The following is an 18,592-nucleotide window of genomic DNA, read 5'->3' on the forward strand; positions in this document are numbered from 1 at the left end:
ACGGATTAATTCCGTGTCATTCGAGCTTGGAATAATCCGCCCCGGCTCCTGCCGCCCCCTGGGCGGGCGCCTCAGCGCTCGCCCTTGTACAGACGCCAGGCGGCCGCGCCGATCTGGCAGGCGAAGGTGATGCCGGCGACCAGCATCGTCACGTGGAAGCCCAGGCCGATCACGTGCTCCAGGCGGGCGACCTCGGCGCTCGAGGCGGTCAGCGGCTGCAGGGTGAACAGCGGCAGCGACTTCCACATCACCGTGGTCAGGGCCATGCCGCCCGCCGCCAGGACCAGTTCGAAGGCCGCCCGCAGCCGCACCCGGCCCGGCTGGACCAGCGTGACCAGGGCCGAGACCAGCTGCACCGCCGCCCAGGCCAGGATCGGCCAGAACAGGGTCTGCCAGATCGCCGACGGCTGCAGCGCCACGGTCCCCTTCACCGTCAGGTCGCCCACGTCCACCTTCCACAGGCCCGTCCACCACAGGATGAACAGCGCCACCACGACCATCTCGAACACCGCGTTGAAGCGGGTCTCGAACAGGCCCTTCTTAGTGCTCGCCACCGGCAGGTCGCTGACCTTCCATTCGGTCAGGCCCGTCAGCGGCACCCAGCCGCGCTCGATGCCGGCCGCCACCAGCGTGACCAGGCCCGTCAGCATCAGGGCCGAGCTCGGGAAGTGGTCGAAGGCGGCGTCGGCGATCAGCCGGGCCGGATTGCCGTCGCCCAGGAAGACCGCGGCCAGGGCCGGGATCAGCGAGATCGCCGCCGCCACGGCCAGCGCGATCTTCAGCGCGAACACGTAGAACGGATAGAGCGTCGGGCCGATCAGGCTCTGCTGGGGGCCGTAGCGGCCGGCCACCGCCAGCGGGTGGCCGAAGTCCTTGAGCACCGCCTCGCGCTCCTTGTCGGTCAGGGGGCGGCCCAGCGCCTCCTCCTTCTCCTCGAAGCGGTTGAGCAGCAGGTCGCGCAGTTCGGCGACGATGTCCTCGCGCTGGGCCTTGGGCAGCAGGGCGGCGACGGCGGTGAGATAGCGGTCGAGCAGGTTCATGATCCAGTCCCCTCAGATCAGATTTTGCAGGGTGTCGTTGATGGCGCGCCACTCGGCGGCCAGGCGTTCGAGGACGGTCTCGCCCTCGGTGGAGAGGCGGTAGAAGCGCTTCTTGCGCTTCTCCTCCTCGCGCCATTCGGAAGTCAGCAGGCCCTGGCCCTCGAGCCGGCGCAGCATCGGGTAGAGCGCGCCTTCGTCGATCTCCAGGCCGACCTCCGCCAGGGCCTGGCGCAGGCTGTAGCCGTAGCGCTCGACCTTCAGCTGGGCGAGCACGGCCAGGATCAGCGTCCCGCGACGCAGCTCCTGGCGGAGGGATTCGAAGATGTCCGTGTCTGTCGGCATTGGCGTGACCGGTTTGGTGTGCGGCGCATGGTGTGCAGCACATAGTGTGCGATACACACTGTGTGTCACACAGTAGATGAGCGGGTCAACCGGCGTTCGCTGAATTCTTCGTAATGAAAAAGGGGCGCGACCCGCCGGCCGCGCCCCCTTCCCTTCGTCTTCGTCCTGCGCCCGCGCGACGGCGGGCGGCCGATCAGATGATGCCGCCGTTGGCCCGCAGCACCTGGCCATTGATCCAGGCGCCGTCCGGCCCCGCCAGGAAGGCCACGGCGGCGGCGATGTCCTCCGGCTGGCCCAGCCGCTCCAGCGGCGCGGCCTTGGCCAGGCGCTCGACCAGCTCCGGCGACTTGCCCTCCAGGAACAGCGGCGTGGCCGTCGGTCCCGGCGCGATGACGTTGGCGGTGATCTCGCGGCCGCGCAGCTCGCGGGCCAGGATCTGGGTCAGGGTCTCCACCGCCGCCTTCGAGGCCGCATAGGCGCCGTAGGTCGGCAGCAGCAGGCCCACCACGCTGGTCGAGACGCTGACGATCCGTCCGCCCGCGCGCACCTGGCGGGCGGCCTCGCGCAGCACGTTGAACGCGCCCTTCAGATTGATCGCGATGGTCCGGTCGAACAGCGCGTCGTCGGTCTCGGCGATCGGCGCCAGCTCCAGCACGCCGGCGTTGGCGACCACGACGTCGATCCCGCCGAACGCCGCCTGGCCCGCCGCGAACATCGCCGCCACCGCCGCCGGATCGGCCACGTCGGCCTGCACGGTGATCGCCCGGCCGCCCGCGGCCTCGATCTCGGCGGCCAGCGCCTGCGCCGGCTGGGCCCGGCCGCCATAGTGGACGACCACCGCGAAACCGTCTTGCGCCAGGCGCCGCGCGGTCGCCGCGCCGATGCCGCCGGAGGCCCCGGTCACCAGGGCGGTCTTGAGGGTCGTGGTCATGGGGATCTCCTTGCGGCGTCGAACGTCGCGCACTGTGGCCCATCGCCGGATTTGAATAATTACCGCATCTTCGGCATCACTATTCGAACCAGCGAATAATGGAGCCCGCCGTGGACCGCTTCGACGCCATGCGCCTCTTCGCCCGCATCGTCGAGCGCCGCAGCTTCACCCAGGCCGCCGCCGACCTTTCCCTGCCCCGCTCCACCGCTACCGAGGCCGTGCAGCAGCTGGAAGCGCGCCTGGGCGTGCGGCTCCTGCAGCGCACCACCCGCAGCGTCGCCCCCACCCTCGACGGCGAGGCCTACTACCGGCGCTGCCTGACGCTGCTCGACGCGCTCGACGAGACCGAGAACGCCTTTCGCCGCGCCAGCCCGCGCGGCGAGCTTCGCGTCGACGTCCAGGGCGCCCTGGCCCGCCGCTTCCTGCTGCCCGGCCTGCCCGCGTTCCTGGCGGCCTATCCCGAGCTTCGCCTGCGCATGACCGAGGGCGACCGGCTGATCGACCTGGTGGCCGAGGGCGTCGACTGCGTGCTGCGCCTGGGAACGCCCGCCGACGGCGCGATGGCCGCCCGCCGCGTGGCCCTGCTGCCCGAGGCCACCTGCGCGGCCCCCGCCTATATCGAGCGCCACGGCGCGCCCGAGACGCCCGCAGATCTAGCCCGCCACCACATGGTCGGCTTTTCCCGCCCCGACGGCGGCTGGCACCCGCTGGAAGTCACCGAGGCCGGCGCCGTCCGCCAGATCCCCGTCCGCGCCGAGGTCGTGGTCTCCAGCGCCGAAAGCTCGCTGGCCATGGGCCTCTTGGGCCTGGGCCTGATCCAGCTGCCCCGCTATCGCGCCGAGGAGCACCTGGCTTCGGGCGCCCTGGTCGAGGTGCTGAAAGACCATGCGCCCACGCCCACCCCGGTGAACCTGCTCTGGCCCCGCGACCGCCAGCTCTCGGCCAGGACGCGGGTGTTCATCGACTGGGCGGCGTCGCGGTTCGCCGGTGTGGGGTGAGCCCAGCCCGCCCAGCCGCCTCAAGATCAGCAGCAGGCCGTCAAGCGACTATCGCAAGGGTGGTTAATTGACGCCGGAAAACCCATTGCGATAGCCTCGCTGGCGTTGGGGTGTCGAGGAGCGGCTGGGGAGCCGGGCGACGGGGCGAGACCCTTCGCCCGCCCGCGCCGCGCGCCGTCGGGGGATGTCGAGCATGCTGAGATCAATGGCGGCCGCCTGCGCCGCGATCTGCCTGGCCGTGACGGTCAGCGGATGCGCCGCGCCCAGCGCCTGGCGGCCGGAGGGCCTCCGCAATACCGCCCGGAACCTGCTGGCGCCGAAAAAGCCGGTCTTCTATTTCGATCGCGTCAGCCCCGATCCGTACGAGGCCGTGAAGGTCTATGTCGACAGCCGGGGGGACCTCTACCCGGAAGACCGTCCGGGCGTGGCGGGCGGCCTGCCTCGCGCCTTCGTCCCGAGCGGCTATCGGCCCAACTGGTGGTCGCTGCGCACGCTGATGAACGATCGCTCGACGCGTAGCCCCCAGCCTGCGGTCGGCACGCTCCTCTGCGGCCGCGTCGCGCGGGGGTCGACCGCCGAACGCATGTGCGAGGCCGCACCCGACTATAGCCGCTGGAAGTCCCTGCAGGCCGAGCTCTGGCGCGACAAGGCCCGCTCCGTCGTGGCCGGCGCTGACGACGACACCGTCTTCGTCGTGCTGCTCCATGGCTTCAACGTCGCGCGGGGCGACGCCGACTACGCCTATGCCAAGGCCAGCCTGTCCGCCGCGAGCCGAAGGCCCGGAACGCTGCGCTTCATCGAGGTGCACTGGGACGGCGGCGACACCACCTCGGCCTGGAACCGAGCCCAGTACAGCGGCCAGTTCGTGGGCCTGGGCGTGCGCCAGCTGCTGTCGGAGATCCGGGCGGCGGATCCCAAGGGCGCGGCCCGGCCCATCCGGATCGTCACCCACAGTTCCGGCGCCTTCGTGGCCGGCGGCCTGCTGGGCGACTCCCGCCTGCCCAACGGCACGTTCTGGCGCACGTTCAGCGGCAGTTGCGCGGGCAGGCCCGCGAGCCTCGACGCGGCGATCAAGGACCGGATGCCCGAATGCGCCGACAATGTCTGGGCGCGCCTGCAACTGGCGCAACAGGTCGAGCCCGGCGGCCCGCCGCTCATCCCGCCGCCCGCCTATGACGACATCCGCATCCTGATGCTCGCCGCCGCCACGCCGGCCCAGACGTTCACGGGCGGTGGACCTCCCAAGGCCGCCGGCCTGATGGCCCCCAACGTCCAGCTGTTCGTGTCGGTGAACCGCTCCGACGAGGCGATCAACAAGAGCGGGTTTGGTCCGACGACGCCGTTCACCAGCGACACGACCCTCGGCGCCCTGAAGGACGACTACTGCAGCCTGCAGCGGAATCTCGATCAGCGGCGGAGCCAAAACCCGGCCGATAAACACCGCGCCTATGGGTTCGAGTTCACGCGCGAAGACCCGATACCACGCGGCTGGTGGCGCAGGCCCACGGGCGAGGGCAAGGCCTGGATGGCGGCCCGCGCCAGCGAGGACGAACGCCAGGCCCACAGCCTGCCGCTCTATCTGGATCAGGCCGCTTTCGACCGCTACGACGTGCTGAACCTCTTCATGAACTATTCGGGCGCCGACGACCCGGCGTTCCTGGCGCGCCTGAAGGCCAACACGACGCGCTTGCCCTGCGACGGGGACGCCGAATGACGCCCCGCCTGAAGAGCGCCCGCAACCTCGCCGGCGCGTTCATCTCGGCGGCGCTGGCCATGCTGGCCGCGCCGACCGTCGGGCTCGCCCAGGAGCGGGTCGCGGGCTGCGTCCTGGACGCCCAGACCCCGCCCCCCGTCGAGGCGCGGTCCATCACCGTCACCTTCTACGGCGTCAGCACCCTGATGTTCGACGACGGCGAGAGCCGCCTGCTCATCGACGGCTTCTTCAGCCGCCCCGAAACCCTGGCGGGCCGGCTGTGGAGCAAGCCCGGCCTCGTCGCCGACCGGATGACGGGCGCCTTGCCCGTCAGCGCCGTCCTGTTCGCCCACGCCCACCACGACCACGCGATGGATCTGGAAGCCGTGGCCCAGGCCGCGCCGGAAGCGGTCATCGTCGGCACGCCCGCCGTCGGCCTGCTCGCCGCGTCCCGCCACGTCGCGCACGAACGGATCTGCGCGCCGACGTCTCCTGGCCCGAACGCCATGCGTTATGGCCGCTATCGCGTCACCGCCTTCGACACGCCCCACGGCGACAGCCCGTTCTATATCCGCTGGTTCATCGACCATGAACCGAAGGCCGCGCCCAAGGACGGCGACCGGTTCTGGAGCTTCAAGGACGGCAAGAACCGCTCCTACCTGATCGAGAACGGGTCCACGAAGATCCTGATCCACCCCAGCGCAAGCCCGGCGCAGCTGGGCGGGCTGGGCGCCCAGGTCGTGTTCATGGGCATCGGCCGGCTGGGATCGATGCCCGACAAGGCGTTTGGTCCGGTCCTGACCAGCGTGCTGGGCGACAGGCCGGCGACGGTGATCCCCATCCACTGGGACAGCTTCGCCCGCTCGCTCGACAAGCCCCTGGTCAACACGCCATGGCCCGGCGACAAGGTCCCGCTCGGGTTCGAGCGCCTGTGCGCCTACACCGGGCCGAAACGGTGGCCGGTGCGCCGCATGGAAGCCCTCTCGGCCGTGCGGATCACGCCGGCCGGCGAGGTCGAGCCCGTGACGGGAATGATCCGAGACGGCTGCGACCCCGCCACCTGGCCAAAAAAGCAGAAGGGGAAGTAGCACCGGCGATCGACCACGGCCCTTTGGCGTATGCTGTCCCTAGGGTCTGGACTCAATTGGCGTGCAAAGAAACGTGTCTTCCCGGCCGGAGGAGCGCGTCAGCGATCCGTAGAGCCGGGATCTCCCACGTCGGCAGGTTCGAAAACTGTGCGAGATCCCGGCGCTCCGCTGCGCTACGGCCGGGATGACAACTACTATAAGCTATTGATTCAGATAACTAATTACCCTCGCCCAATTGAGTACAGACCCTAGGCCCGCTTCCTCAACGCCTTGGACGCCCCTGGCGCGGCTGTGACATTCGGCACACCGGGCCTTAAGGGAATCCCCGACAGATGTGACCTTCGGTTGTCGCGTTCGAGGGGTTCAGCGTCATGTCCAAGTCCGTCCGTTCGCGCCTGGTGGCCGCCGGCGTCGTCGCCGCGACGCTCGCCTCGGTCCTCGCGCCCCAGGCGCTGGCCTTCGGCACGGTGCGCAAGCTGGGCCAGAACGCCGAGCACGAGCGGATCACCCGCCGGGCGCTGGAGCCGGTCGGCTTCGAGCGGCTGACCCTCAACCAGCTGGCTGGCACGAGCCTGATGGTCGGCGCCGGCAGCTTCGGCGCGGTCGGCGCGCCCGACCGGCCGTTCCGCGGGCTGATCAGCGTCACCGAGGCCCATTGCGACGACGGCGACTGGTTCGACGCCCGCGACTACGCCCAGAGCCGCGGCAAGGCCGACCAGGCCCTGCGCGCCTGCCGCGACCTGATGTACCGCAATCTCGACGAGGCCCTGCGCCGGGCCGGCGACCTGGTGCGCCCCGACCTGTCGCTGGGCCAGGTTTCTGTCAGCTCGGGCTGCAAGTTCGACGAGGACGACAAGGACACCGCCAAGTGCCGGGTGCTGGAATATTTCGGCCTGGCCCTGCACGCCGCCCAGGACTTCTACTCGCACACCAACTGGGTCGACGCGCCCCGCGCCAGCCCGACGGTGAAGAACCCGCAAGGCCTGAACCACGACGCCCCCGCCGAATGGCTCGGCCCCGCCCTGCCCGCCGAGGTTCCCGCCGGCCTGATCAGCGGCTGCTACGGCTTTCCCGAATGGGCCAGCTGCGGCGGCCGCATCAAGCACGACTACCTCAACAAGGACACCGTCCACACCGATCGCGGCGGCTACGAGAAGGCCATGGCCGTCGCCGCCGCCGACACCCGCCTCAAGTGGGACCAGTTCTCCGACAAGGTCCGCCGGCAGTACGGCGAGACCCGGGGAAACAAGATCCTGTGCGTGATCAAGGCGGACGATCCGGCCAAGGCCTGCGCCTGATCCGGGACCGTTGCGAAGCAAGCGGCCGCGTGATCTTAGTCGGCGGGTGACCGGGGGCCCTGAATGATCTTGAGACTGGAACTCGTCGCCCTGGCCGCGGCGCTGTCCCTGGCCGCCGTCCCGGCGCAGGCCGCCCCGACCAAGGGGGGCGAGGACCTGGCGCGCGACGCCGACGCGGCGATCGCCCGGATGCTGGACCTGTCGAAGCCCAAGGCCTCCGCCGCCGGCGAGCAGTGCCCGACCGCCCTGGCCGACCAGGTCGACGCCCTGGTGGCCCGGCGCGGCTTCGACGCCCTCGACACCTTCCGCCGCGACGCGGTGTTGTACGCCGTCGTCGTCTGCCGGCCGTTCGACGATCCGCGCGCGGTGGCCGCCGCCCGTCGCCTCGACCGGGACGACGTCGCCCCGCCGATCTTGGCCTCGGCCAACATGGTGCTGCTGGCCGACGCGGCCATGCGCAACGACGGCAAGGGCGAGCTGGCGGCGCTGGAGCGCGCCGTGGCCGCCGACGCCGCCCAGGTCACCGCCCTGCCGCCCGAGATGTACGGCCAGACGGTCGAGGACCTGAAAGGCGACCCGGCCGCCCGGGTCCGCGCGCTCGACCTGCTGCGCGGCCTGGACTGGCCTACCGAGGACGGCCACGACCAGGTCGACAACGACTGGGCCCTGGTCCGCGCCGAACTGGCCGCCGACGACGGCGACATGACCCGCGCCGGCGCCGTGCTCGATCGCGCCAGCAGCCTGCACGTGCTGCTGGCCGTGGCCCAGGATAAGCGCTTCGCGCCGCTGTGGCCGCAGCTGGAGGCCGCCGGCCGCTTCGATTGGAAGGCCGTGCTCGAGGCCGATCTGGCCCGGGTCGAGGAGCAGTCCCGGCGCGAACCGGCCAATCTCAAGCGCATCGCCTATCGCGTGGACCACCTGCGCTCGCTGGGCCGGCGCGACGAGGCGATCGCCCTGGGCGGCGACTATGTCGGCCGCCTGCAGCGCGGCGAGGCCTTCGACGACGCCGAGCTTTCGGGCCCGATGCTGGTCGTCATCCAGGCCGCCGCGCTGAGCGAGGTCGGCCGCTTCGACGAGGCCGACGCCGCGCTGGTCAAGCCCGTGGCCCAGGACAAGCTGACCCAGAGCACCGCCCGCGCCGCCCTGCTGCTGGCCCTCGACCGCCCGACCGAGGTGCTCAAGGTGGTCGACGCCGCCGACACCGCGATCGCCTCGCCGTTCGGCCTGATGTGGCTGGACGAGCTGCGCGCCTGCGCCCGCCACCAGCTGGGCGACGAGGGCGCGGCCGGCAAGGCGCTCGACAAGCTGCGCAAGGCCTGGCGCGACAATCCCTACGCCCTTTCCGGCGCCCTGCTGTGCACCGGCCGCGACGACGAGGCCGCCCAGCTGATGATCCGCCGCCTGCGCGACCCGCCCCTGCGCGGCGACGCCCTCAAGGCCTTCCGCGACGGCCCGGCGCCGCCCGTGGTCACCCCGCGCGACGCCGAGATCGACGCCCGCCGCCGCGCCCTGGTCGCCCGTCCCGAGGTGGTCGCGGTGATGCAGGAATACGGCCGCGCGATCACCGTGCCGCTCAGCGGCGACTACGCGGGCGGGTACTAGGTTACGATCGGAAAGACAGTGATGACCCGCCTTACCGCCCGCGCGGCCCTGCTGGCCGCGGCCGGCCTCTCGTCGATCGCCCTGGCCCGCCCCGCCCTCGCCAGGACAGCCGAGACGGCGGCGTTCGGCGTCCAGGCGCAGCAGCTCGCCGACGCCGCCGGCGCCCAGGGCGGGCGCGCCTGCGAAGCCCCCATGATCGGCCAGGTGGCGGCGACGACCGACGCCGCCGGCTTCGACCAGCTGGACGTCGCCCCGCGCGAGGTCCTGCTCCAGATCCGGATGAACTGCGCCGCGCGCGCCGGAGGCCGCCCGACCGCCACGGCCGCCGCCCGCCGCCTGACCGCCGGCGAGTTCCAGCCCGAGGTGCGCGGCGGGGCCGCTCTCCAGGTCGCCCTGGACGATCTCGCCAGGTCCGACACCCGTTCGTTGGCCCAGAACATCCGCATCGTGCTGGAAACCACGCCCGACAGGGCCGTCGCCCTGCCGCTGCAGCTGTACGCCTTGGTCCTCAGCGACCGGGACCTCGACCCGGCCTTCATCACCGCCCTGCGGCGCGCGCCCTGGACCACCGAGGAGGCCCACAGCAAGGTCGACAACGACTGGGCCCTGCGCGAGGCCGTCCAGGCCGCCGACGCCGGCGACATGACCCGGGCCTCGGCCGCGCTGTCGCGCGCCAGCGAGCCCTCGGTCCTGATGGCCGTCTACCAGGATCGCCGCTTCGAGCGGCTGTGGCCGCAGATGCAGGCCGAGGGCCGCTTCGACTGGCGCGCAAAGGAAACCGCCCGCCTGGCCGGGATCGACGAGCGCATCGCCCGCGAGCCCCGCCGCCTGGAGCTGGTCGTCCAGCGCATCCAGGCCCTGCGCTATCTCGAGCGCTACGACGAGGCCCGAGCGGTCGGCGCCGACTACGCCAGGCGCCTCGAGAAGGACAACGCTTTCGACGACCAGAACGACCAGAAGGCCTGGGTGCTCTACGCCTATGCCAGCGTGCTCGACGACCTCGGCGAGACGGCCCCGGCCGACGCGGCCCTCGTCACCGCCGCCGACGGATCCGACAAGATCAGCCAGCACGTCAACCGCGCCGCCCTTCTGGTGCAGCAGGGGCGCGCGGCGGAGGCTCTGGAAACCCTCGACAAGATTCCGCCAGGCTACGGCTCGCCCTACGGCCGCATGGTGACCGCCAGCAACAGGCTGTGCGCCCTGGCCCTGCTCGACCGCCGCCAGGAGGCCGAGGCCGAGCTGGCCAAGCTGACGTCCAACTGGCGCGACGAGCCGGGCTCCGCGGTCCACGGCCTAGCCTGCCTGCAGCGCGACGACGAGGCCGCCGCCCTGCTGATCCACTGGCTGGAGGACCCGGGCCTGCGCGGCGACGCCCTGGCCTGGTTCCGCACCGGTCGCCAGCCGCCCGGCGCCAAGGCCGCCGCGGACAAGACCCCGCCGATCCTCCGCCGCGCTTCCCAGCTGGGCGCGCGCCCCGACGTCCAGGCCGCCCTCGCCAAGGTCGGCCGCCCCCTCGACTACGACCTGGCCAGCCAGTACGGCAGCTGAGCGCCCTGGCGCCACTTCCCGCCACCTGCTGACACCGGCTGTCAGCAGGCCCTCTGGTCTTCGCCGGCGCGGGCGCCTAGATTTGGCCCATGCCCAGCAGCCAGAACCCCGGCGTTTCCGACGCCTCGACGCCCTTCGTCCTCGACGCCCAGCTGGATGGCGCGCTCGAAGCGGGCATGCCGATGCTGTGGACGCCCCACCGCCCGGCGCGTCCCGAGAAGTCGGAAGGCGGCAAGACCTTCAAGCTGGTGTCGTCCTACGAGCCGGCCGGCGACCAGCCGACGGCGATCAAGGAGCTGGTCGAGGGCGTCGAGAACGGCGACCAGGACCAGGTGCTGCTCGGCGTCACCGGCTCGGGCAAGACCTTCACCATGGCCAAGGTCATCGAGGCCACCCAGCGCCCGGCGCTGATCCTGGCCCCCAACAAGACCCTGGCCGCCCAGCTCTACAGCGAGATGAAGGCCTTCTTCCCCGAGAACGCGGTCGAGTACTTCGTCAGCTACTACGACTACTACCAGCCCGAGGCCTACGTCCCGCGCACCGACACCTTCATCGAGAAGGACAGCTCCATCAACGAGCAGATCGACCGCATGCGCCACTCGGCCACGCGGGCGATCCTGGAGCGCGACGACGTCATCGTCGTGGCCTCGGTGTCGTGCATCTACGGCATCGGCTCGGTCGAGACCTACACCGCCATGACCTTCACCCTGACGGTGGGCGACCGGGTCGACGAGAAGCAGCTGATGGCCGACCTGGTGGCCCAGCAGTACAAGCGCAACGACGCCGCCTTCGACCGCGGCACGTTCCGCCGCCGCGGCGACACCATCGAGATCTTCCCCGCCCACTACGAGGACCGCGCCTGGCGCGTCTCGATGTTCGGCGACGAGGTCGAGGCGATCAGCGAGTTCGACCCGCTGACCGGCAAGAAGACCGCCGACCTCGACACGATCAAGGTCTACGCCAACAGCCACCACGTCACCCCGCGCCCCACCCTGCGCCAGGCGATCATCGAGATCCGCAAGGAGCTGAAGGAGCGCCTGGAGTGGCTGAACGCCAACGGCAAGCTCCTGGAGGCCCAGCGCCTGGAGCAGCGCACCACCTTCGACCTGGAGATGATCGAGACCACCGGCTCCTGCGCCGGCATCGAGAACTACAGCCGCTATCTGTCGGGCCGCCAGACCGGCGAGCCGCCGCCGACCTTCTTCGAATACATCCCCGACAACGCCCTGCTGTTCACCGACGAGAGCCACCAGACGGTTCCGCAGATCGGCGCCATGTACAAGGGCGACCGCAACCGCAAATGGACCCTGGCCGAGTACGGCTTCCGCCTGCCCTCGGCCCTGGATAACCGCCCCCTCAAGTTCGAGGAGTGGGACGCCATGCGCCCGCAGTCGGTGCACGTCTCGGCCACCCCCGCCCAGTGGGAGCTGGAGCGCGCCGGCGGCGTCTTCGCCGAGCAGGTCATCCGCCCCACCGGCCTGATCGACCCGCCGGTCGAGGTGCGCCCGGTGGCCAAGGACGGCGCCTCCCAGGTCGACGACGTCGTCGACGAGATCCGCCAGACCATCAGCAAGGGCTACCGCACCCTGGTCACCGTCCTGACCAAGAAGATGGCCGAGGACCTGACCGAGTATCTCAACGAACAGGGCATCCGCGTCCGCTACATGCACTCGGACGTTGATACTCTCGAGCGCATCGAGATCATCCGCGACCTGCGCCTGGGCCATTTCGACGTGCTGGTCGGCATCAACCTGCTGCGCGAGGGCCTCGACATCCCCGAGTGCGGCCTGGTGGCCATTCTCGACGCCGACAAGGAAGGCTTCCTGCGCTCGGAGACCTCGCTGGTCCAGACCATCGGCCGCGCCGCCCGCAACGTCGACGGCAAGGTCATCCTCTATGCCGACCGGATCACCGGCAGCATGGAGCGGGCCATGGCCGAGACCACCCGCCGCCGCGACAAGCAGAACGCCTACAACCTCGAACACGGCATCACGCCCGAGAGCGTCAAGCGCGACATCAAGGACATCCTGGCCAGCCCCTACGAGCGCGGCGACCGCGTCCTGGTGCCGATGGGCGTCGCCGACGCCTCGGGCGCCGAGAAGCCGTTCAGCGGCGACAACTTCAAGGCCGCCCTGCGCGACCTCGAAGCCAAGATGCGCGAAGCCGCCGCCAACCTCGAATTCGAAACCGCCGCCCGCCTGCGCGACGAGATCAAGCGCATGAAGCTGCTGGATCTGGAATTCGCCAACGAGGCGCTGACGGGGGCTGGGGAGGCGGTGGACACGTCAGCGCCCAAGCGCGTGCGGGCGGAGCACCGGGCGGAGAAGGCGGAGGCGTTCAGGAAGGGGCGGCGGTAGGGGTGCTTTCACTTAGCCCGCATCAGAATTTCCACATTTTCTCTAACGCCGCCTTGGGGTAACGACGCCGCCCTGGACGCAACCACTCGAGTGCGAATTATTTTTCTCAGACTTAGAATAGAAAAATTTTCTATAATTCTATTTGAAAGGGAATAGATAGCGATCGCACTTACGCAAATCCAAACGAAAACTTTAACATATATATTTATTTGTATTGAATTTAAAAACACAGAAGCCATGGCTGTTATTGAAATAGCGCAAAACAATATAGTCACGATCAGCCAATACGAATCCGCCTCCCGATGCCATTGACCAATCAAAACGGCAGCCGTTTCTCGCGCCTCCACAGCGCCCCTCTGCAACTGAAGACCGGCCTTAGCTGCATCTAGGCGTGCCCGCTCACTATCAGCCAGCGCTGCCCCCATGGCCTCCTCATGCCGGATCGACACCGCCAGACGCTCACGCTGCGCCTTTAGGCGCTCATCTTTAGCCGCAGCCTCACGGATAATGCGCGCAACCTCCGAAGCATTCTCAGCGGTTACGACCTCCGGATCATTCCCCGTCGCTATCGTGATTTCGCGCAACGCCACCGGATCACCCATTACAGCGTCCAGCTGCTCCGTCGAAAACAGAGAAAGCTGCTCGACCGTTTCCCTCACTCTCTTAATAACTAGAGGGGAGGTTTTAAGCACCAACTCACACGATGATAGCAATTCGCCGCGACTTATCCTTTCCCCCTCAGATGTCCCATAAGCCAAGAGAAATAGCGTCGAAAAATGCCTCATTTCGACAGCCGGCGGTATGGCGTACGATGGCCACCCATCCACCTTTCGACGACAATAGACATCTGAATACCGAACAAGAACAGAACTTCTCGTTAGGAATAGAAATTTTGACGAGAAAGCATCGGATGTATAATTTCCACCTCGACGCCTAATTATATAGGCTATAGATTTCGCATCCCTAGCCTTTCTATTCCCAACCATGGACTCATAGTATGGAAGACCAGATGCAAAACGCTCAATTTCCGAATCATTGAAAATTTCTTTTGACTGTATAGAACTCAATATATTTGCATTTAGGATCTGAATACCAAGCCCTTTCACCTCCTGATCCGGCTTTGCTACAAAATTGGAAGCACGCCTCTCAGATACGATGTTTCCGCGAATTGTATCCGCGACCATCCCATACCTTTGACCAGGAGCCTTTCCGAGAACAGCCTGGACAATTTCCTTAGCCTCTTCGATAGAGTGCTGAAGAGCCACAACTCCAATTCCGTGCTTCTTACACAGACTCAGCACGGAAGAAGCGGCCTGCGCTCGCCCAACCCCCATTAAACCGACCGCATCCAGCAGCAATGGCCCATCAAACACAACTGTAAGGTCTATCTTTTGAGGCGCAGGCTTGACCGGATCCCTAAGCTCAGACACCAGATCCATAAGGAACCCAATTTCCGCTAAAGTTGCGACTTTTGCAAATAAATCTATACGCTCACGCGATAACCACTGAGAAAAAGACGCAAACAATACGACAATATGTTTATCGATTCCAAAAAATCTCTCTTCAGCGTCCATATTTCCCGATATGGATAACCTTTCTTTTTTATTACCATCAACAATAGAATCTACCCAAATTTTCAGTTCATCTTTATCATTAACGTCGACATTAGTCGCCCACTGTATAAACAGATTTTTCCATTCTTCGAAATTATATTCCGCCCTAAATATAGGAGAAGTAGCTTCCAAAAATTGTAAAAATTCCTCAATTATTATTGATATATCCCTCTCAGCCTCAAGTACAGACTCATCAACTCTTAGCTCATCAACCTTCTCCGTATAAAAGTATAGTGCACCATCTCCGTTTCGCGCGCCCTCCCGAAGATACCCTTCAGCCAAGAGGCCCAGCGACAGCGCCTCAGCCGCATAAGCGGTAAATTGGGAGCCAAATATGGGTTGCAGAGAAGTAGCGAGAGCGTCCGGTAAAAATTGTTGCCCCGATTTCCCGATTAAAAAGGGAAGCACAAGCGGGACAAGCGCATGCTGGGGCGACTGGCCACGCTGTCTGGCGTTATCGAAAAGCGCGTATGAAGCAAGGGTTTGACGTGCATACTGTCGAGTAGTCATCTGCACTTCGATTCTTTATTCTTGGACCGTAAATCGGAACAGAAATTTGAATGTGATGCAAGACGGACGCTCTTCAACATCATCCCCCTCAAAATCGCTTCAAATGCCGTGCCCGAGCAACAATGTAATTCCATGACGCGGGCCTCAATCCCCATCCCCCGCCGCACAAACCCCAACCCAATCAACGCCCTAGACAAAAACGCACGTTTCCCATCCGACAGCTCCAAACCGCCCGCATAATCCTCTCCATCCCGTCGCGGGGAGAGGGCGCTAGGATCCGGCCCGATGCGTGCGGCGGGGTGCGATCGAGCGGGGCCTCCTGGAGCGGCGTGAGCCGGGCCGGCGGGGCTTGAACGGAGGGCGGGGGACGTAAACCCGCCTATCGGGGGCTTGCCTGTCATGGGCTCCCGCCCGCCCGAGGGTCCGCGCCATACGCGCCTCCCGGCCGTCAAGAAACGGGGAGCCTGCGCGGTGGAAGGGGTAAAGGGCGGAAGAGGCCCGCGCGCCCCGGCCTGAGGTCAAACGATCGCGCGGGGCGTCAAGGCTTCGTCGAAACGGTAACCACACACAGCTTCCGGACGCGGTCCGGACGCCCCGCGCCCTCTCCATTCCCTTCGCAGCGAAAGCGCGAGGCCGATTTCCCGCACCCTCTCCCATGGGGAGAGGTTTGAGGAGGCACGCCCCCCATGGCCAAGCGCCGCAACGCCCTCCCCGTCCGCCCGCACCGCAAGCGCGGCCTGCCCGACGCCGACGGAAACGTCGTCTGCAAGGCCGAGCGCCGATGGCGCATGCGCCGGGCCGTCGGGCTGATCGCCGACAAGTTCAGGGCCCACCGGCCCGGCGAGAGCGACTACGAAAAGCAGAAGCGCGCGGAACCCGGCCAGGAGGGCTATCTCGGCTGGTGGTGGGATCCCCAGTGGGACGCCTACTGCACGCCCGAGGCGCGCCGCTGGCAATGGCCGCAGGATCGCCTGCGGGGGTCGTCGCTCCCCGATCGCCGCGACCCGAAGGTGGCGGAGCTCTGGCCGTGGGAGGCCGTGGACATCGACTGGTAGCCTGGCGCCGGCTCAGGGCGACGGCCTCCGCGAAAATCAACAAGACTGCGCACGTCCGCCGTGGGAGGACTGCTCTCACGCAACAAGCCTGCCGGAGCCCTCCCATGATCGACCTCGTCATCGACGCCCGCCGCCGCGACATCGGCGGTTTCGAGGTCGGGCGGGTGCTGCCCTTCGCCAAGCGGCGCATGGTCGGGCCGTTCGTGTTCCTCGACCACATGGGCCCGGCCAGCTTCGACCCGAACTTCCCCCAGAGCGTCGACGTGCGGCCCCACCCGCATATCGGCCTGTCGACCCTGAGCTACCTGTTCGAAGGGGCCATGACCCACCGCGACAGCGTCGGCTCGGAGATCGAGATCGTGCCCGGCGAGGTCAACTGGATGACGGCCGGGTCGGGCATCACCCACTCCGAACGCTTCGAGACCCTGCGCAGCCAGGGCGGGGTGATGAACGGCATGCAGGCCTGGATCGCCCTGCCCAAGGAATTCGAGGAGATGGATCCCGGCTTCAGCCACCACGCCGGCTCGGCCGACCTGCCCTACTACGAAGGCGCGGGCCTCAAGGCGCGGCTGATCGCCGGCGAGGCCTTTGGCGCCAAGGCCAGCGTGCCGGTGCACTCGCCGCTGTTCTACGTCCACTGGGAACTGGCGGCCGGGGCCAAGGCGGCCCTGCCGGCCGAATATTCCGAGCGCGCGGCCTATGTCTCCAGCGGCCGCGTGGAAGTGGCCGGCCGCGAGCTGGGCGCGGCCCAGATGGCCGTGTTCGCCCCGGGCGAGACCGTGGTGTTCGAGGCCCTGGAGCCGTCGGTGGTCATGCTGCTGGGCGGCGAGCCGATCGGCCCGCGCTTCATCGAGTGGAACTTCGTCTCCTCGTCGAAGGACCGCATCGAGCAGGCCAAGGCCGACTGGCGCGCCGGCCGCATGAAGCTGCCCGACCTCGACGACGGCGAGTTCATCCCCCTGCCGGAGGACTACACGCCGCCGGCTTCGCCGCTCTAAGACGAGACCCTTCTCCCCTTGCGGGAGAAGGTGTCAGCGACGCTGACGGATGAGGGGTCGATAGGCCTGTCCACTGCGAAAGCGGAACGACCGGATGCGGCGGCTGAAGGATCTGAGAGACCCCTCATCCGTCGCCTGCGGCGCCACCTTCTCCCGCAAGGGGAGAAGGACGTCTTTCAAGCCGCCTCCTCGAACGCCGCGTAGACCAGCGTGCGCAGCTCCCGCCGGATGGGATAGACGCTCGACGGCATCAGCTGGGTCATGAACACCACCGCCAGGTCTTCCACCGGGTCGACCCAGAAGGCGGTCGAGGCCATGCCGCCCCAGAAGGCCTCGCCCAGGCTGCCGATGGTGCGGGTGCGGGCCAGATCGGTGGTCACCGCGAAGCCGAGGCCGAAGCCGACGCCGTCATAGACGCTCTCGCTGAACAGCGACTTCGACATCTCGGTCAGTTCGCGGCCGCCCGGAAGGTGATTGAGCATCATCGCCTTCAGCGTCTTGGGGCTGACGATGCGGGCGCCGTCCAGCTGGCCGCCGTTCAGGATCATGCGGCAGAAGCGCATATAGTCGGCGGCGGTGGAGACGAGGCCCCCGCCGCCCGACTTGAACAGCGGGTCCTTGAGGAACGGGCTCTGGGTCGGATCGTCCTGCAGCACGACCTTGCCCTTGGGGTCCAGGCTGTAGCAGGCGGCGAAGCGACCCTGGTCGGCTTCGGGAACGAAGAAGCCGGTGTCGACCATCTTCAGCGGGTCGAAGATGCGGTCTTTCAGGAACTGGTCGAACGGCTGGCCCGAAATGACCTGGACGAGGTAGCCCAGCACGTCGGTGCAGACCGAATAGTTCCAGGCCTCGCCGGGGCTGAACTCCAGCGGCAGCTTGGCCAGCTCGGCGATGAAGCCGTCGAGGTCGCGCGGGCCCGGCAGGTCGTCGAGGTGCAGCTTGCGATAGGCCGCGTCGATATTGCCGCGCTGCTGGAAGCCGTAGGTGAAGCCGGCCGTGTGGCGCAACAGGTCGATCATCCGCATCGGCTCGGCCAGCGGCTTGGTCTGGAACATGCCCAGGCTGCCGGCGGCGAACACGCCCAGGTCCTTGAAGGCCGGGATGAAGCGATGGACGGGGTCCTCGAGGGCGACGCGGCCCTCCTCGACCAGCATCATGAAGGCGATCGAGGTGATCGGCTTGGTCATCGAGTAGATGCGGTACAGCGTGTCGGACTTCAGCGCCGTTCCGCGCTCGCGGTCGGCCAGGCCCAGCACGGTCTCATGGGCCAGCTGGCCCCTGCGCCAGACCTGCAGCTGGGCGCCGGGCAGAAGGCCGGGCTCGACATACTTGGCCTGCAGGAACGTATCGATGCGCTTCAGGCGCTGCGACGACAGGCCGACGGCTTCGGGCGTGCTCAAACGGGAATCCCCCTTTACTGGCGCGACCTTCAGTCACGGTCGCCTTATTATCGCGGATCGAATAGGCGGTACGGGAAACGCAACCTTTACCCCATCCTGCGTTGATCGATTGAAGACGA

General features: G+C 67.5%; 14 protein-coding genes. 9 read left to right on the forward strand and 5 right to left on the reverse strand.

Annotation, left to right across the window (positions count from 1 at the left end):
* Positions 1 to 71 precede the first annotated feature (71 nt).
* The 3 genes from G5B46_RS05205 to G5B46_RS05215 form a co-directional block, all read right to left on the reverse strand.
* Entirely contained in the window at positions 72 to 1,040 is a 969-nt protein-coding gene (locus G5B46_RS05205) for a hypothetical protein (RefSeq protein ID WP_165256783.1), read from the reverse strand.
* A gap of 12 nt (positions 1,041 to 1,052) precedes the next feature.
* Positions 1,053 to 1,382: a helix-turn-helix transcriptional regulator gene (locus G5B46_RS05210; RefSeq protein WP_101711469.1), complete on the reverse strand. Its 330-nt coding sequence runs from the start codon at positions 1,380 to 1,382 to the stop codon at positions 1,053 to 1,055.
* Positions 1,383 to 1,575: 193 nt separating this feature from the next.
* Positions 1,576 to 2,313: an SDR family oxidoreductase gene (locus G5B46_RS05215; RefSeq protein ID WP_165256784.1), complete on the reverse strand. Its 738-nt coding sequence runs from the start codon at positions 2,311 to 2,313 to the stop codon at positions 1,576 to 1,578.
* Between the two features lie 110 nt (positions 2,314 to 2,423).
* On the opposite strand from G5B46_RS05215, the gene G5B46_RS05220 reads away from it, so the two are divergent.
* The 7 genes from G5B46_RS05220 to uvrB all read left to right on the forward strand — a co-directional run bounded on the left by G5B46_RS05220 (position 2,424) and on the right by uvrB (position 12,897).
* Positions 2,424 to 3,311 carry a LysR family transcriptional regulator gene (locus G5B46_RS05220; RefSeq protein WP_165256786.1) on the forward strand — a complete coding sequence of 296 codons (888 nt, stop codon included), beginning with the start codon at positions 2,424 to 2,426 and terminating at the stop codon, positions 3,309 to 3,311.
* Positions 3,312 to 3,504: 193 nt separating this feature from the next.
* A complete protein-coding gene (locus tag G5B46_RS05225; protein WP_165256787.1) occupies positions 3,505 to 5,025 on the forward strand; it encodes a hypothetical protein in 1,521 nt (506 codons plus the stop codon).
* Positions 5,022 to 6,092 carry an MBL fold metallo-hydrolase gene (locus G5B46_RS05230; RefSeq protein ID WP_165256788.1) on the forward strand — a complete coding sequence of 357 codons (1,071 nt, stop codon included), beginning with the start codon at positions 5,022 to 5,024 and terminating at the stop codon, positions 6,090 to 6,092. Before G5B46_RS05225 ends, G5B46_RS05230 begins: the two co-directional genes overlap by 4 nt.
* 371 nt (positions 6,093 to 6,463) lie before the next feature.
* Positions 6,464 to 7,390: a hypothetical protein gene (locus G5B46_RS05235; RefSeq protein ID WP_165256789.1), complete on the forward strand. Its 927-nt coding sequence runs from the start codon at positions 6,464 to 6,466 to the stop codon at positions 7,388 to 7,390.
* 63 nt (positions 7,391 to 7,453) lie between these two features.
* On the forward strand, positions 7,454 to 8,992 hold the full coding sequence (locus G5B46_RS05240; protein ID WP_165256790.1) for a hypothetical protein: 1,539 nt from the start codon (positions 7,454 to 7,456) through the stop codon (positions 8,990 to 8,992).
* 21 nt (positions 8,993 to 9,013) lie between these two features.
* Positions 9,014 to 10,540, forward strand: a complete 1,527-nt coding sequence (locus tag G5B46_RS05245; protein ID WP_165256791.1) for a hypothetical protein — start codon at positions 9,014 to 9,016, stop codon at positions 10,538 to 10,540.
* 89 nt (positions 10,541 to 10,629) lie between these two features.
* On the forward strand, positions 10,630 to 12,897 hold the full coding sequence (gene uvrB / locus G5B46_RS05250; RefSeq protein WP_165256792.1) for an excinuclease ABC subunit UvrB: 2,268 nt from the start codon (positions 10,630 to 10,632) through the stop codon (positions 12,895 to 12,897).
* An 8-nt stretch (positions 12,898 to 12,905) separates the two neighbouring features.
* Here uvrB and G5B46_RS05255 read toward each other — a convergent pair whose 3' ends face one another.
* Positions 12,906 to 15,026, reverse strand: coding sequence for a hypothetical protein (locus G5B46_RS05255; protein ID WP_165256793.1), 2,121 nt, complete (start codon positions 15,024 to 15,026; stop codon positions 12,906 to 12,908).
* 680 nt (positions 15,027 to 15,706) lie between these two features.
* Here G5B46_RS05255 and G5B46_RS05260 point away from each other — a divergent pair.
* Both G5B46_RS05260 and G5B46_RS05265 read left to right on the forward strand, forming a co-directional pair.
* Entirely contained in the window at positions 15,707 to 16,075 is a 369-nt protein-coding gene (locus G5B46_RS05260; protein ID WP_165256794.1) for a hypothetical protein, read from the forward strand.
* A 104-nt stretch (positions 16,076 to 16,179) separates the two neighbouring features.
* Positions 16,180 to 17,073, forward strand: coding sequence for a pirin family protein (locus G5B46_RS05265; protein ID WP_165256795.1), 894 nt, complete (start codon positions 16,180 to 16,182; stop codon positions 17,071 to 17,073).
* A 176-nt stretch (positions 17,074 to 17,249) separates the two neighbouring features.
* Here G5B46_RS05265 and G5B46_RS05270 read toward each other — a convergent pair whose 3' ends face one another.
* Positions 17,250 to 18,473 carry a serine hydrolase domain-containing protein gene (locus tag G5B46_RS05270; protein ID WP_165256796.1) on the reverse strand — a complete coding sequence of 408 codons (1,224 nt, stop codon included), beginning with the start codon at positions 18,471 to 18,473 and terminating at the stop codon, positions 17,250 to 17,252.
* Between the last annotated feature and the right edge of the window lie 119 nt (positions 18,474 to 18,592).

Source organism: Caulobacter sp. 602-2, from assembly GCF_011043625.1.
In the GTDB taxonomy this organism is placed as follows: Bacteria; Pseudomonadota; Alphaproteobacteria; order Caulobacterales; family Caulobacteraceae; genus Caulobacter.

Bases quoted from the DNA above. Each gene is read 5' to 3' on its own strand.
- G5B46_RS05205 (WP_165256783.1), bottom strand. From the start codon at position 1,040: ATGAACCTGCTCGACCGCTATCTCACCGCCGTCGCCGCCCTGCTGCCC.
- G5B46_RS05210 (WP_101711469.1), bottom strand. From the start codon at position 1,382: ATGCCGACAGACACGGACATCTTCGAATCCCTCCGCCAGGAGCTGCGT.
- G5B46_RS05215 (WP_165256784.1), bottom strand. From the start codon at position 2,313: ATGACCACGACCCTCAAGACCGCCCTGGTGACCGGGGCCTCCGGCGGC.
- G5B46_RS05225 (WP_165256787.1), top strand. From the start codon at position 3,505: ATGCTGAGATCAATGGCGGCCGCCTGCGCCGCGATCTGCCTGGCCGTG.
- G5B46_RS05230 (WP_165256788.1), top strand. From the start codon at position 5,022: ATGACGCCCCGCCTGAAGAGCGCCCGCAACCTCGCCGGCGCGTTCATC.
- G5B46_RS05235 (WP_165256789.1), top strand. From the start codon at position 6,464: ATGTCCAAGTCCGTCCGTTCGCGCCTGGTGGCCGCCGGCGTCGTCGCC.
- G5B46_RS05240 (WP_165256790.1), top strand. From the start codon at position 7,454: ATGATCTTGAGACTGGAACTCGTCGCCCTGGCCGCGGCGCTGTCCCTG.
- G5B46_RS05245 (WP_165256791.1), top strand. From the start codon at position 9,014: ATGACCCGCCTTACCGCCCGCGCGGCCCTGCTGGCCGCGGCCGGCCTC.
- uvrB (WP_165256792.1), top strand. From the start codon at position 10,630: ATGCCCAGCAGCCAGAACCCCGGCGTTTCCGACGCCTCGACGCCCTTC.
- G5B46_RS05260 (WP_165256794.1), top strand. From the start codon at position 15,707: ATGGCCAAGCGCCGCAACGCCCTCCCCGTCCGCCCGCACCGCAAGCGC.
- G5B46_RS05265 (WP_165256795.1), top strand. From the start codon at position 16,180: ATGATCGACCTCGTCATCGACGCCCGCCGCCGCGACATCGGCGGTTTC.